11 protein-coding genes are annotated in these 14,017 nt (G+C 72.7%); 5 read left to right on the forward strand and 6 right to left on the reverse strand.

The annotated features are described in order from the left end of the window. The first annotated feature begins 65 nt into the window (after positions 1-65). Both CCN29_RS12360 and CCN29_RS12365 read left to right on the forward strand, forming a co-directional pair. Positions 66-1,184, forward strand: coding sequence for an MFS transporter (locus tag CCN29_RS12360; protein ID WP_086681698.1), 1,119 nt, complete (start codon positions 66-68; stop codon positions 1,182-1,184). Beyond that, a complete protein-coding gene (locus CCN29_RS12365; RefSeq protein WP_086681701.1) occupies positions 1,181-2,227 on the forward strand; it encodes a sugar ABC transporter permease in 1,047 nt (348 codons plus the stop codon). Before CCN29_RS12360 ends, CCN29_RS12365 begins: the two co-directional genes overlap by 4 nt. Here the strand turns inward: CCN29_RS12365 and CCN29_RS12370 are convergent. Next, complete coding sequence (locus CCN29_RS12370) at positions 2,224-3,402, reverse strand: acyl-CoA dehydrogenase family protein (protein WP_086681704.1); 1,179 nt, start codon at positions 3,400-3,402, stop codon at positions 2,224-2,226. The two genes, CCN29_RS12365 and CCN29_RS12370, sit on opposite strands and share 4 nt — an antisense overlap. A gap of 110 nt (positions 3,403-3,512) precedes the next feature. Here CCN29_RS12370 and CCN29_RS12375 point away from each other — a divergent pair, with 110 nt between their 5' ends. Further along, on the forward strand, positions 3,513-5,255 hold the full coding sequence (locus tag CCN29_RS12375) for a CoA transferase (protein WP_086681706.1): 1,743 nt from the start codon (positions 3,513-3,515) through the stop codon (positions 5,253-5,255). After that, positions 5,252-6,934 (forward strand): class I adenylate-forming enzyme family protein, encoded by a 1,683-nt coding sequence (locus CCN29_RS12380; protein WP_086681709.1) that lies wholly within the window; start codon positions 5,252-5,254, stop codon positions 6,932-6,934. Before CCN29_RS12375 ends, CCN29_RS12380 begins: the two co-directional genes overlap by 4 nt. Positions 6,935-7,038: 104 nt before the next feature. Here CCN29_RS12380 and CCN29_RS12385 read toward each other — a convergent pair whose 3' ends face one another. The 4 genes from CCN29_RS12385 to CCN29_RS12400 form a co-directional block, all read right to left on the reverse strand. Next, entirely contained in the window at positions 7,039-7,869 is an 831-nt protein-coding gene (locus tag CCN29_RS12385) for a metal ABC transporter solute-binding protein, Zn/Mn family (protein WP_086681712.1), read from the reverse strand. Beyond that, entirely contained in the window at positions 7,827-8,696 is an 870-nt protein-coding gene (locus tag CCN29_RS12390; RefSeq protein WP_086681715.1) for a metal ABC transporter permease, read from the reverse strand. The genes CCN29_RS12385 and CCN29_RS12390 overlap by 43 nt, the downstream gene beginning before the upstream one ends. Continuing rightward, complete coding sequence (locus CCN29_RS12395) at positions 8,693-9,328, reverse strand: metal ABC transporter ATP-binding protein (RefSeq protein WP_058917525.1); 636 nt, start codon at positions 9,326-9,328, stop codon at positions 8,693-8,695. Before CCN29_RS12395 ends, CCN29_RS12390 begins: the two co-directional genes overlap by 4 nt. 302 nt (positions 9,329-9,630) lie before the next feature. Then, positions 9,631-10,272, reverse strand: a complete 642-nt coding sequence (locus CCN29_RS12400; protein ID WP_058917524.1) for a superoxide dismutase — start codon at positions 10,270-10,272, stop codon at positions 9,631-9,633. 225 nt (positions 10,273-10,497) lie between these two features. Between CCN29_RS12400 and CCN29_RS12405 the strand changes: the two genes are divergently transcribed. Next, entirely contained in the window at positions 10,498-10,908 is a 411-nt protein-coding gene (locus CCN29_RS12405; RefSeq protein ID WP_203549580.1) for a Fur family transcriptional regulator, read from the forward strand. Between the two features lie 6 nt (positions 10,909-10,914). Here the strand turns inward: CCN29_RS12405 and cobN are convergent. Next, positions 10,915-14,017, reverse strand: a 3,103-nt coding sequence (gene cobN / locus CCN29_RS12410; protein WP_442538337.1) for a cobaltochelatase subunit CobN, incomplete at its 5' end; no start/stop codon positions are given.

Below are 14,017 nucleotides of genomic sequence, written 5' to 3' on the forward strand. Positions count from 1 at the left end.
ACGAGGCAGGTTCGGCAACCGGGGAAAAAGCGACAAGGGCTCTGACCACGCTGCTGACGTGTGCCATGGCCTTCTCGATGATGCAGCTGTTCCTGCTCGGGGCGCTCGGCCCGCGGCTCGTCGCGGACCTCGGCGTCTCACCGACGGTGCTCGGGCTGACGACCACCGTCGGGTTCGCCACGGCGGCCGTGCTCTCCCCGGCCGGCGGCCGGGTGGTGGACCGGGTCGGGCCCCGACGCTGCCTGGTGGCCCTGCTCGCCGTGGCCGCGGTCACGCTGGCACTGATCGGAACGGCTCCCGGCTCCGGGTTCCTGCTGGCCGCCGTCGCGCTCGGCGGACTGCCGCAGGCACTGGCCAACCCCGCCACGAACAAGGCGATCCTCGCCGCCGTACCGCCTGCCCGGCGCGGCTCGGTGACCGGCATGAAGCAGTCGGGGGTACAGCTCGGGGCATTCGCGGCCGGGCTGCCGCTCGCGGCGCTGGCCGGTCTCACCGGGTGGCGGGGCGCCGTCTGGACCGCCGCCGGCGCCGCGGCGGTGGCCGCCGTGTGGGCGGCACGCGCCCTGCCCGTCGATCCGCCCGCGAAGTCCACTCCGGCCATCTGGGTGCCGCGCGGGATGACCGCGTGGCTGATGGTGTTCTCGCTGCTGCTCGGCTGCGGCATCGCCTCGGTCAACACCTACCTGTCGCTGTACGGCACCGAACGTCTGGGGCTCGGTCCCACGGCGGCGGGGGCGCTGGTGGCCGTGCTCGGTGTCTCCGGGATCGCGGGCCGGCTGGGCTGGTCGAAGGTGGCGGGGCATCCCGGCCGGGCGGTCTGGCTGCCAGGCTCGCTCGCCGTCGGAGCGGTGGCGGCGGCCCTGCTGTTGGCGGGCTCGTCGTCCGCTCGCCCGTTCGTGTGGGTGGCGGCCGTGGCCGTCGGGGTGTTCGCCGTGGCAGCGAACGCGGTGTCGATGGTCCTCGTCATGCAGCGCGCCGCGCCGGGCCGGGCCGGCCAGGACTCCGCGCTGGTCTCCGCGGGCTTCTTCGCCGGGTTCGCGGTCGGTCCGCCAATGTTCGGGGTGCTGGCCGAGGCGGGCCGGTACGGGAGCGGGTGGCTCCTCGTGGCGGCCGAGTTCGCGGGGGCCGGGGTGGTGGCGCTGTTGTGGTCCGTGCGGGAACGCCGGTCGGACGTGCGGCCATGAGGGCACGCACGGACGGGTCCGCCCGTCCTCCCGAGAACCGGCGGGCGGGCCGCGTGGAACCGGACCCGGCACCCGACTGGGCCGCCCCGGCGCTCGACTCCGTCCTCGCCAGGGCCTTCGCCACACGTGCCGAAGCCGGCGACCGGTTCCCCCTCTACGCCGACCCGGACACCGGCACGTGGAGGACGACCGCGCGCGGCTCCTGGACCGGCGGCTTCTGGGCGGGACTGCTGTGGCTGCGCGCCCGGCACACCGGCGACCCCTCTGACCGGGAGGCCGCACGGGCGTGCACGGCCCGCCTGGCCGACTGGGCCGGTGCGGACACCTCCACCCGTGGACTGATCCTCTGGTACGGCACCGTCTTCGCCGATGACGGAGACCGGATCCGGAACCGGGGCGCGCGGGCCTGCCGGGACGCCTTCGATCCGGAACTGGGCCTCGTGCCGTGGGGGTCGGCGTTCGGCGGGCCGCGGCTGATGGCCCGCGTGGACGGCGTACCCGGCATGGTGCCGTTGCTGGCCACGGTGGACGTGGAGGCCGCCCGCTCCCATCTGCGTCGGCATCTCGACCTGTGCCTCGGGAGCCAACCGTCCTCGTGGTCGTGGCTGCACACCGAGGCGACCGGCTGGGCCGCCTGCGCCGATCCCCCACCGGGCTGGAGCCGTGGTCCGGCGTGGCTGCTGCTCGCCCTGGCCGAAGGCGCCTGTCTGCCGGACGGCGACTCGTTCGCCGAGCCGGCCGACACGTTGGTGCCGGATTCTCCCGTGCCGCTCGCCGACGCCGCTCACCCCGACGGCCCTCTCGACACCTCCGCCGCCGCCATCACGGCGCTGGCGCTGCTGCGACTGGGACGCCGGGACCGGGCCGTCGGCCTCCTCGAAACGCTGGTCGACCGGCACCTGACCACCGACGGCCGCCTCCTGGACGGCTGTTACGACCTGACGGCTGGAACAGCCGTCCGGCACGAGCTGATCTGGGGCGACTTCTTCCTGGCCTACGCCCTGGCGGAACTCACCGGCCGGGTGGCCGGTGGCACCGGCTAGGCGGACTCCGTACGCAGTACTCGCCGCGCCACGGAGGTGATGTGCAGTTCGTCGGGGCCGTCGAGAACGCGGGCCGCGCGCCCCGTGCGGAACAGGGCGGGGAGCGCGGTGTCCGGGCCGAGCCCCGCCGCGCCGTGGACCTGTATCGCCGCGTCGGCCACCAGTTGGAGCGTGCGGGCCGCCGCGACCTTGGCCAGCCCTACTTCGACATGGGCGTCGACGCCCGCGTCGAGCCGGGACACGGCCTGGTGGACCAACGGCCGGGTCGTGCGTAGGGCGAGCAGTGACTCGAAGACGTGGCGCTGGACGAGTTGCAGGTCGCCGAGCGGGCCGCGGGAGCGGGAGCGGGAGACGGCGCGTTCCCGCATGAGGTCGAAGGCACGGCCCGCCTGGCCGAGCCAGCGCAGGCAGCGCAGGGTCCGGCCGAGCTGGAGCCGTTCGGCGGCGACGGCGAGGGCCTTGCCGCGCTCGCCGATCAGGTAGTCAGTGTCCACCACGACACCGTCGAGTGCGATCTCCGCCTGTCCGGCGGTGCCGAGCACGGGCAGCTCGCGCACCACCCGGAAGCCGGGAGAGGTGGTCGGGACCAGCAGCAGGGACAGACCGTCCCGCTCCGGGGGCCGCCCGTCCGTGCGCGCGAGGACGGTGACGAGGTCGGCGGTGTCGCCTCCGCTGACGAACCACTTGCGTCCCGTCAGCCGCCAGCCGTCCTCGGTGTCGACGGCGCGGGTGGCGGTGAGGAACGGGTCGGTGCCGGGCACGTCCTGCTCGGTCATCGCATAACTGGCCCGCAACTCCCCCGCGACCAGCGGCGCGAGGTATCGCTCGCGTACGCGCGGGCTGCCGTGTCGCGCCAGCATGAGCGCGTCCAGCAGGGAAGCCGACCCGAGGACCGCCGGTCCGTGGTCACTGGCGCCCTCCGCCTCCGCGACATGCGCGTACGACCGCAATCCAAGCCCCTGACCGCCCAGTTCGACCGGAAGGGGCAGTGCCCACAGCCCTTCGTCCTTCGCCTCCCGGCGCAGCCGGTGCAGCGTCCGGGCCGCGTCAGAGCCACCACTGTCCAGAATGCCTTCGCACGGCACCACCCGGGAGCGGACGAAGTCCGCCACCCGCTCCTTCAACTCCCGCACCTCCGGCGGACACTGCGGGTCGCCGAGCGTCTCGTCCAGCATGTCTCCCCCACCTTTCAGGGAACTCCGGCTCTCGCCGGTCCGACTGTCTGTTCGTGGAACCGGTCGGGGGTGATCGCCCCCGGGTTCCCGCGCGTCAGGAAAGGAGAGGCATGGCACCACCAGCCACACCGGCCGTCGCGCAGACGTCCCGGCCCCTCGACGGACTGCGTCTGGAAGCCTCAGGCCCCCCGGGGCCGGCGGACGGACTCGTCGCGGAGCACCTACAGCTGCTCGGCGCGGAGGAGACCGGACGCTCCGGCGAACGCATGACACTCGTCGGACCGGAGTGCGGTGGCATCACCGCCCACATGACGTGGGGCGACCGCGCCGTCGACGAGGCGACCGCGCAGGCGGCGACGGGCATCATGGCCGTGCACGGCCGCCGGGACGGGTCGCCCCGCGGGCTCGCCGCCGACTACGCCGCCACCGCCGCCGGTGTCCTGACCGTGCAGGGCCTGCTGGCCGGGCTCCTCGCCCAGGCCCGCGGCTCACAGGTGGCAAGCATCGAGGTGAGCGTCGAGCGGGCCGGACTGCTCGCCGTCTCGCAGTATCTCGCCGCGGCCGGAGCGGAGGAGGCCGAGGCCGCGGAGATCGCACCGGGCGGCCCGCCGTTCGCCTCCGCCGACGGGGTCGTCTTCGAACTGGAGACACTCGACCCGGGCGCGTGGGCCGCCTTCTGGCGCACCCTCGACGCACCGGCGGACGCCGTACGGCGCGGCTGGCGGCCCTTCCAGTTCCGGTACGCCACGGCCTGCGCGCCCTTTCCGCAGGAGCTGCACGCCTCGGCCCGCGACCACGGCTGGGAGCGCGTCCGGGAAGCGGCCAGGGCCTCCGGAGCCGAGGTGTGCGCCCTGCACACGCTCACAGAACGGGCCGCCGAGCACGACGGGGCCCCACCCTGGGAACTGACGGCGCACGAGGCGTCGTACTCGGGCTCCGGCGCACCACCGCCCGTCGACGCCCCGCTGGCCGGCATGACCGTCCTGGAGGCCGGCCGCCGCATCCAAGCACCGCTCACGGCGCATCTGCTGGGGCTGCTCGGCGCCGAAGTGGTGCGGATCGAGCCGCCGGGCGGTGATCCGTTGCGCGGCATGCCTCCGGCCTGCTCGGGTGTCTCGGCCCGCTGGCTCGCGCTCAACCGGGGCAAGAAGGCCGTCGAGGTGGACATCAAGTCCGCCACGGACCGCAAACGGCTGCGCGCGATGGCGGCGGAGGCCGACGTGTTCCTGCACAACTGGGCGCCGGGCAAGGCCGCCGCGCTCGGCCTGGACCACGAAGACCTGTCCGCCGACCACCCCGCGCTCGTCTACGCGTACACCAGCGGCTGGGCCGACCGGCTGCCCGGGGCGCCGATGGGCACCGACTTCATGGTGCAGGCCCGCACCGGAGTGGGCGAGGCGGTGCGGCCCGCGGACGAACCGCCCGTACCGTCCCTGATGACACTGCTCGACGTGCTCGGAGGACTCCTCGGGGCCGAGGCCGTCCTCGCGGGGCTGCTGCTGCGTCAGCGCACGGGAGCCGGTGTGCGGGTGGACTCGTCGCTGCTGGGGGCGGCCGACGTACTGACCATGCCGGCCCGGATCCGCGCGGCCCAGGGCCTCGACCCGCGCCGGCCGGCCGGATTCCGTCGGCCCGTGCCCACGGCCGACGGCTGGATCGCCCTGCCCGACCATGCCGCCCTCCCGCACGACGCGTACCACCTTTCCACGGCCCGTGCGCTGGAGCGGCTGCACGAGCGAGGCACGGCCGCCGTCCCGGTCGTCACCGACCTCGCCGGCCTGCTCTCCTCCGGCCCGATCAGCCGCGACGCCCATGGCTCCCCCACCGTCCCCGCCCCCTGGAGGTTCGCATGACCGTCGCCCTGCACGACCTGCTGCCCGCCACGCTGCGCCGTACCTGGGCCGTCGAGGGAACCTGCCCCGATCTGGACCTCTACAGCCTCTACCGCGCCCGTCAGATCGCCGACCCGCACCGTACGGCGGTCCTCGACGCCAAGGGGAAACTCTGTTACACCGCGCTGGACCGCAAGGCCCGATGTCTGGCCGCCGGGCTCTCCGGCCTCGGGATACACGCCGGTGACGTCGTCGGCGTCCAGCTGCCCAACGGCCGCGACGCCGTCGTCGCGGACCTCGCGCTCGCCGCCCTGGGCGCGGTGGCGCTGCCCTTCCCGGTCGGGCGGGGCGGGCGCGAGGCGGCGTCGCTGCTGCGCAGATCGGAGGCGGTCGCGGTGATCGCGGCAACCGAACACCGGGGCAGCCGTCACGCGGCCGACCTGCTGGCGCTGACGGATGAGCTGCCCGCCCTGCGCACGGTCGTCGCCGCGGGGCCGGCGGGCACCGCACCGGAGGGAGCCGTCCCGCTGTCGGCCCTGACGCGCACCGACCCGAAGACGTTCGTGCCGGCCCGCCCCGATCCCGACACCGCCGCCCGCATCCTCGTGTCCTCCGGGTCGGAGTCCGAGCCGAAGATGGTGGCCTACTCGCACAATGCACTGGCCGGCGGCCGGGGCAACTTCCTCGGCTCCCTCATCCCGGACGGGCGCCCGCCGCGCTGCCTCTTCCTGGTGCCGCTGGCCTCCGCCTTCGGCAGCAACGGCACCCCGGTCACCCTCGCCCGGCACGGCGGAACCCTGGTCCTGCTCGACCACTTCACGCCCGAGGCAGCCCTGGAGGCGCTCGCCGCACACGAACCGACCCATGTCCTGGGCGTACCGACCATGATCCGCATGATGCTCGACCGGATCGCGGAGGGCGGGCACCGGACGTTCACTCCACCGACGGCCGTGGTCGTCGGCGGCTCACCACTGGACGAGGCCACCGCGACCGAGGCCCGCCGGGCCTTCGGCTGCCCGGTCGTCAACCTCTACGGCTCCGCCGACGGCGTCAACTGCCACACCGGGCTGACACCCGGCTCCCCCGACGGCGACGGGCGGCCCGGAGTCGCCGCGGGACAACCCGATCCCCGGGTCGCCGACATACGGATCGCCGTCCCCGGCACCCGTGAGCTGCGGGAGGTCGGCGAGGGCACGGTCGGCGAGATTGTCGCCCGTGGCCCCATGACACCACTGTGCTACGTCGCCGCCCCCGACCTCGACACCCGCTACCGCACCGAGGACGGCTGGGTGCGCACCGGGGACCTCGGCCTCATCGACGCTGACGGCACGCTCCGGGTCGTCGGACGGCTGAAGGACGTGGTGATCCGCGGCGGGGCGAACATCAGCCCCGCCGAGGTCGAGGTCGAACTGGCCGCGCACCCGGCGGTCCGGGACGTGGTGTGCGTCGGCGTGCCCGACCCGCTGATGGGCGAGCGGCTCGCGGCCTGCGTCGTGCCCAGGGACGAGGCGGCGCCCACACTGGAGGAGCTGTGCGCGCACCTGGACGCGCGAGGTCTGGAACGGCGCAAACACCCCGAGCGCCTGCTGGTGCTGAGTGAACTTCCCCTGACACCGGCCGGCAAGCCGGACCGGGCGGCGCTGCGGGAACGGTGTCTGCCCGAGACGGAGCGGCAGCAGCCCCTGGCCTCGGCCGGCTGACCCTCCGGACGACGGAGGGCCGCCCGGGGAACGCCCCGGGCGGCCCTTTTCGACGTACGACGCGAAGTCCGCCGACCGAACTTCGGTGGGTACGGCGCCACGAGTCAGGAGGCGTTCATCGCCTTCTCCAGCGTCGTCGCCGCGTTCTTGTAGACGGTCAGCAGATCCAGGTCCTCGTCCGGGTAGTTGACGATCCCCACCTGGCGCGCGCCCGAGTCCGGCAGCACGGTGCCGGTCGTCATGTGCACGTTGTCGAGGACCAGTTGGGGCTTCTTCCCGGACAGGTCGGACAACTGCTCGGCCGTCACGGCCTCGGGTCCGTACGTACCGACCACCTCGGCCCCGGCCAGCTTCGCCGACCAGGCGGAGAAGACCTGGGCGACGACGGTGGGTGCTTTGCCGTCCGGCCAGGCACTCTTGAGGCCCTTCTGCAGCTTGCCGTACTCGGTGTCGAACGTGGTGATCCACTCTTTGGCAGTGGCTTCGGTTCCGAACATCTTGCCCAGTCGCGTCACCTCGGCCTTGGCCTTGTCCGCGTCGTTGTCGAGGTTGACCTCGACCAGTTCGGCGTCGCCTCCGGCGGCCTCCTTGAACTTCTCGGCGTACGGCTCGAAGGGCGCGTACAGCACGAAGTCGGCGTCCGCCACGGCCGCGAGGTCGGAGGGTTTCGGGTCGTAGTCGGGGGCGTGCTGCACCGACTCCGGCACGATGACCGTGACGTCCTCGGCACCCGCGGCCTTGGCGAACGCCCCTTCCCAACTGGTCGTGGCGACCACGACCGGACCGGTGTCCTTCCCTGCCGCGTCCGCGTCGGACGAGGAAGTCGAGGAGGACGGCGTATCGCTTTCCCCACCGCAGCCGGTGGCCGTCAACAGGAGGGCCGCGCTGAAGCTCAGTGCGAGGAGGGGAGTGATGCGGACGCGGGTGCGCGCCATGAGCTGATTCTCCGTTCGGGTACGAGATGGACGGCGAGGACGACCACGCCGGCAGTGAGGACGAGGACGGGGCCGGGAGGCCAGTCGAAACGGAGCGCGACCAGGAACCCGGTCAGGTTCACGGCCACACCGATACCGACCGCCCAGGCGGTGATGGACAGCAGGGAACGGCCCAGCCGTCGGGCGGCGAGAGCCGGAAGAAGCGTCAGCGCATCGACGAGGAGGGCGCCGGTGAGCTTGATGGCTCCGGCGACGGACACCGCGACCAGGACCAGCAGCACGAGGGTGAGCCGGTCGACCCGCACGCCCGAAGACAGGGCGAGTTCACGGTCGTAGAGGAGGAGGGCGATGTCTCTGCGGCGCCACCAGAAGAGGGCCGGTACGACGACGGCCAGTGCGACGAGCAGCCACAGGTCGGCGGTACCGACCGAGAGGATGGACCCCCAGAGCAGGGAGAAGGCGCCCGCCGCGTTGACGCCGGAGACGGCGAGCACGAGCAGGGCGGCGGCGATCGCCAGGCTCATCAGCAGGCCCATGGCACCGGACAGGCCGTCCGGAGTACGGGCCAGTGGAGCGACTCCGGCGCCGGCGAGGGCGCAGGCCACCAGCGCGCACAGCATGGGATCGAGCCCGGTCAGCAGTCCGACGGCGATGCCCAGGAGTGCGACGTGCATCATCGCGAACCGCACCGGCATGATGTCGAGGCCGACGATGACGACGCCGATCACCGGCAGTCCGACCGCGGCCACCAGCAGGGCGACGCCGGCCCGTTGGACGGGCACGAGTTGCAGGAGCTGACCGACGTCGGCCGCGGCCAGGGCGCTCACCGGACCTCCCGCAGCCGGCCCGCGGCCATCTCCAGCACCCGGTCGCAGCGCTCGGCCAGAGCCCGGTCGTGGGTGACGACCACGACGGTCACCGGCAGGGAGAGCAGTACGTCGGCCGCCTCCTCCTGACCGGAGAAGTCGAGGGCGGCGGTGGGCTCGTCGGCGAGCAGGACGCCCGCACCGGCCGCCACACAGCCGACCGCCCGCGCCAGGTACATGCGCTGGAGCTGACCGCCGGACAGGGTGTGCAACGGCCGGTCGGCGAGGTGCCCGACCCCGAGCTTGCCGGCCGCCTCCACCGCCTCGGCACGGGCACCACCGCTGGCCAGCAACTCGCGCCCCAGCAGGGGGAAGCGGCCGGTCGCCGGCTTCTGCGGGATCCACGCGCACGCCTGTCGCCGCCACGCCCACCCGGCGGCGCTCCCGGTGTCCCGGCCACCCACCAGGATCCGACCCGCGACATGCCGGTGCAGCCCCAGAACGGCACGCAGCAACGTGGTCTTACCCGACCCGTTGGTACCGGTCAGCGCCACGCGCTGCCCGCGCGCGATGTCGAGATCGACGTCGCGCACGGCCTCGACCCTGCCGTGCCGGCACACGACGCCGGACATCCGGACATCCAGCCCTTCCATGCCACCTCCCTGCCTCCTCAGAGCAGTCGGGAGGGAGAGGCGGTCGGTTCCCGGAGAGGGCGAAGAAGCCGCGACAGCAGCGGACTTGGTCATCCGGACGGGCCGCCGCGCGTTCGGCCCGCAGTGGCTGCGCGGGAATCACGGCGCCGTAAGCGCGTCCAGGACTTGCGTGCAGGGGCGGACCCCGGACACGGCGGAAGGGCCTCCGGCCGGGTCGCCCCGGCCGGAGGCCCTTCCTTGTGCCGCCTGCCGGTGAAGGGTGAGAAGACGATCACGAGCAGGACGTCATACGGCCCCCGCGGTCAGGGGTTCAGCAGCAGCACGTCGGTGCGGGACTTGGCGGCCTCGTAACGCTTCGCCACGTCCTGCCAGTTGACGACGGCCCACATGGCGTCGATGAAGTCGACCTTCTGGTTCTTGTACTGCAGGTAGAAGGCGTGCTCCCAGGCGTCGAAGACCAGGATCGGGGTGGAGCCCTGGCCGACGTTGCCCTGGTGGTCGTAGACCTGCTCGACGATCAGCCGGCCGCTCAGCGGCTCGTACGCCAGGACGCCCCAACCCGAACCCTGGGTGGTCGCGGCGGCCTTGGTGAGCTGCGCCTTGAAGCCGGCGAAGGAGCCGAAGGACTCGGCGATCGCGTCGGCGAGGTCACCGACACCGTCGGCGGCCAGGGGCTCGCCGCCTCCGTCACCGGTCATGTTGTGCCAGTAGATGGAGTGCAGGATGTGGCCGGAGAGGTGGAAGGCCAGGCTCTTCTCCAGGCCATTGATCGAGCCCCACTGCTCCTTGTCCCGCGCCTCGGCGAGCTGCTCCAGCGTGTCGTTGGCACCCTTGACGTACGCGGCGTGGTGCTTGTCGTGGTGCAGCTCGATGATCTGCGGGTTGATGACCGGCTCGAGCTCCGAGTAGTCGTAGGGAAGCTCCGGGAGCGTGTACACCGCCATGTCCAACATCCTCCGACGTTATTGCCACTGATGTGCAGTTGCACGCTAGCAGCAGTAGTGGCAATTATTGATCAGGCGATGGTCCTAGGACCGATGTCGCCGGAATTCCGACCGGCGTACGACGAGTGGCGAGGTGGCCGGTCTTGTGTTCGCCGGCGGGACCGCCTCCGGGAAGGCGGCGGTATGGCGAGAACCCTTGACGAGGCGCGTGGACAGTCAGGAGTGTTGCCCGAGCCTCGCGCCCTGCTGCGCAAGCACGGCATGCGCTGCACTCCTGGCAGGTTGCGGATCCTGAGCTTGTTGAACGTCCCCGGGCGCCACCTCACCGCCGCCGAGATCGGTGCACGACTGACGCTGTCGGGGGCGGGGCATCACCCCACGACGGTCTACCGGACGCTGGAGACGTTGACGGCCGCCGGTGTGACGCACGCGGTGCCCTGCGTCGGGCCGACGCGCTACGGCATCACGAACGAGCCGCACCACCACACGATGTGTGAGCGGTGCGGCCACGTCGACGACCTGGTCAGCGAGTCGTTGACGGAGGCGGTGCGCGGAGTCCGGGAACTGACCGGTCTGCGGCCCGGGGCAGCGGGGTCGCTGTTGGTCCACGGCCTGTGCTCCCGCTGCACCCACTGAGCGCGCTCAGTCCTCGCCTTCGAGGTCTCCTTCGGTCTCCAGGTACACCTGCCGCAGCCCGTCCAGCACAGCCGGGTCGGGCTTCTCCCACATCCCGCGCGACTCCGCCTCCAGCAGCCGCTCGGCGATGCCGTGCAGGGCCCAGGGATTGGCCTGCTGCAGGAACTCGCGGTTGGTGGGGTCCAGGACGTAGGTCTCGGTGAGCTTGTCGTACATCCAGTCGGCCACGACGCCCGTGGTGGCGTCGTAGCCGAAGAGGTAGTCGACCGTGGCGGCGAGCTCGAAGGCGCCCTTGTACCCGTGGCGGCGCATCGCCTCGATCCACTTGGGGTTGACCACGCGGGCGCGGAAGACGCGGGAGGTCTCCTCGACCAGGGTGCGGGTGCGGACCGTCTCGGGGCGGGTGGAGTCGCCGATGTACGCCTCGGGAGCGGTGCCACGCAGGGCACGGACCGTGGCGACCATGCCGCCGTGGTACTGGAAGTAGTCGTCCGAGTCCGCGATGTCGTGCTCGCGGGTGTCCGTGTTCTTGGCTGCGACCGCGATGCGCCGGTACGCCGTCTCCATCTCGTCGCGGGCCGGGCGGCCGTCGAGTTCGCGGCCGTAGGCGTAGCCGCCCCAGACGGTGTAGACCTCGGCGAGGTCGGCGTCGGTGCGCCAGTCGCGGGAGTCGATGAGCTGCAGCAGACCGGCACCGTAGGTGCCGGGACGGGAGCCGAAGATGCGGGTGGTGGCCCGGCGTTCGTCGCCGTGGTCGGCGATGTCGGCTTGGACGTGGGCGCGCACCAAGTTGACCTCGTCCGATTCTTCCAGGGAGGCGGCCAGCCGGACGGCGTCGTCCAGCAGGCCGACGGTGTGGGGGAACGCGTCGCGGAAAAACCCTGAGATGCGCAGGGTGACGTCGATGCGGGGCCGGCCCAGTTCCTCGTACGGGATGGGCTCCAGACCCGTGACGCGGCGGGAGGCGTCGTCCCAGACGGGGCGGACACCGAGCAGGGCGAGGGCCTCGGCGACGTCGTCGCCGGCGGTGCGCATGGCACTGGTGCCCCACAGGGACAGGCCGACCGAGGCGGGCCAGTCGCCGTTGTCGGAGCGGTAGCGCTCCAGGAGGCTGTCGGCGAGTGCCTGACCGGTCTCCCAGGCCAGGCGGGAGGGGACGGCCTTGGGGTCGACCGAGTAGAAGTTGCGGCCGGTCGGCAGGACGTTGACCAGGCCGCGCAGCGGGGAACCCGAGGGGCCCGCCGGGACGAATCCGCCGTTCAGGGCATGGACGGTGTGGTCGATCTCGGCAGTGGTGGCCGACAGGCGCGGGACTACCTCGCGGGCGGCGAACTCCAGTACGGCGGCGACCTGTTCACCGTGTTCGGTGGGGACGGCGGACGGGTCCCAGCCGGCGTCCTCCATCGCCTGGACCAGGGCGCGGGCCCGTTCCTCCGCTTCGTCGGCCGTGGTGCGGGTGGCGGCGGACTCGTCCAGGCCGAGCGCCTCGCGCAGGCCGGGCAGCGCGGTGGCGCCGCCCCAGATCTGGCGGGCGCGCAGGATGGCCAGGACGAGGTTGACGCGGTCCGCTCCGGCCGGAGGGGTGCCGAGGACGTGCAGGCCGTCGCGGATCTGGGCGTCCTTGACCTCGCAGAGCCAGCCGTCGACATGGAGGATCATGTCGTCGAAGCCCTCGTCGTCGGGGCGGTCGTCCAGGCCGAGGTCGTGGTCGAGCCTCGCGGCCTGGATCAGGGTCCAGATCTGGGCGCGGATCGCCGGGAGCTTGGCCGGATCCATGGCGGCGATCTGGGCGTACTCGTCGAGGAGTTGCTCCAGGCGGGCGATGTCGCCGTAGGAGTCGGCGCGGGCCATCGGCGGGACCAGGTGGTCGACCAGAGTCGCGTGGACGCGCCGCTTGGCCTGGGTGCCCTCGCCGGGGTCGTTGACCAGGAAGGGGTAGATCAAGGGAAGGTCGCCGAGAGCGGCGTCGGGGCCGCAGGCGGCGGAAAGGCCGGCGTTCTTGCCGGGCAGCCACTCCAGGTTGCCGTGCTTGCCGAGGTGGATCATCGCGTCCGCGCCGAAGCCGCCGTCGTCGGCCCGTGCGGCGATCCAGCGGTAGGCGGCCAGGTAGTGGTGCGAGGGCGGCAGGTCGGGATCGTGGTAGATGGCGATGGGGTTCTCGCCGAAGCCGCGCGGGGGTTGGATGAGGACCAGCAGGTTGCCGAAGCGCAGGGCCGCCAGGACGATGTCGCCCTCGGGGTTGCGGCTGCGGTCGACGAACATCTCGCCCGGCGCCGGGCCCCAGTGCTCCTCGACTGCCGTGCGCAGCTCCTCGGGGAGCGTCGCGTACCAGCGTCGGTAGTCGGCCGCGGGGATACGGACCGGGTTGCGGGCGAGCTGTTCCTCGGTGAGCCAGTCCTGGTCGTGGCCGCCCGCCTCGATCAGCGCGCGGATCAGTTCGTCGCCGTCGCCGGAGCCCAGGCCCGGGACCTCGGCGCCGGAGCCGAAGTCGTAGCCCTCGTCGCGCAGTCGGCGCAGCAGGGCCACCGCGCTGGCAGGGGTGTCCAGACCGACCGCGTTGCCGATGCGGGAGTGTTTGGTCGGATACGCGGACAGCACCACGGCCAGGCGCTTGTCGGCGGCCGGGATGTGCCGCAGGCGGGCGTGGCGTACGGCGATGCCGGCGACGCGGGCGGCACGCTCGGGGTCGGCGACGTAGGCCGGGAGACCGTCGGCGTCGATCTCCTTGAAGGAGAACGGGACGGTGATGAGGCGTCCGTCGAACTCGGGCACGGCGATCTGGCTCGCGGCATCGAGTGGGGACACGCCCTCGTCGTTGCCCTCCCAGTCGGCGCGGGAGCCGGTCAGGCACAGGGCTTGGAGGATGGGCACGTCCAGCGCGGTGAGGGCGCCCGCGTCCCACGACTCGTCGTCGCCGCCCGCGGACGCGTCGGCGGGCCTGGTGCCGCCGGCCGCCAGGACGGTGGTCACGATCGCGTCGGCCGCGCGCAGTTCCTCGATCAGCCCGGGCTCGGGAGCACGCAGCGAAGCCACGTAGATGGGCAGCGGGTGGCCGCCCGCGTTCTCGACGGCCTCGCAGAGGGCGTGGACGAAGGCGGTGTTGCCGCTC

Origin of the sequence: Streptomyces pseudogriseolus, from assembly GCA_002154585.1 — a bacterium.
Classification (GTDB): Bacteria; Actinomycetota; Actinomycetes; order Streptomycetales; family Streptomycetaceae; genus Streptomyces; species Streptomyces pseudogriseolus.

Coding starts and splice junctions, on each gene's coding strand:
- CCN29_RS12360 (WP_086681698.1), top strand. CDS start 66: ATGGCCTTCTCGATGATGCAGCTGTTCCTGCTCGGGGCGCTCGGCCCG.
- CCN29_RS12365 (WP_086681701.1), top strand. CDS start 1,181: ATGAGGGCACGCACGGACGGGTCCGCCCGTCCTCCCGAGAACCGGCGG.
- CCN29_RS12370 (WP_086681704.1), bottom strand. CDS start 3,402: ATGCTGGACGAGACGCTCGGCGACCCGCAGTGTCCGCCGGAGGTGCGG.
- CCN29_RS12375 (WP_086681706.1), top strand. CDS start 3,513: ATGGCACCACCAGCCACACCGGCCGTCGCGCAGACGTCCCGGCCCCTC.
- CCN29_RS12380 (WP_086681709.1), top strand. CDS start 5,252: ATGACCGTCGCCCTGCACGACCTGCTGCCCGCCACGCTGCGCCGTACC.
- CCN29_RS12385 (WP_086681712.1), bottom strand. CDS start 7,869: ATGGCGCGCACCCGCGTCCGCATCACTCCCCTCCTCGCACTGAGCTTC.
- CCN29_RS12395 (WP_058917525.1), bottom strand. CDS start 9,328: ATGGAAGGGCTGGATGTCCGGATGTCCGGCGTCGTGTGCCGGCACGGC.
- CCN29_RS12400 (WP_058917524.1), bottom strand. CDS start 10,272: ATGGCGGTGTACACGCTCCCGGAGCTTCCCTACGACTACTCGGAGCTC.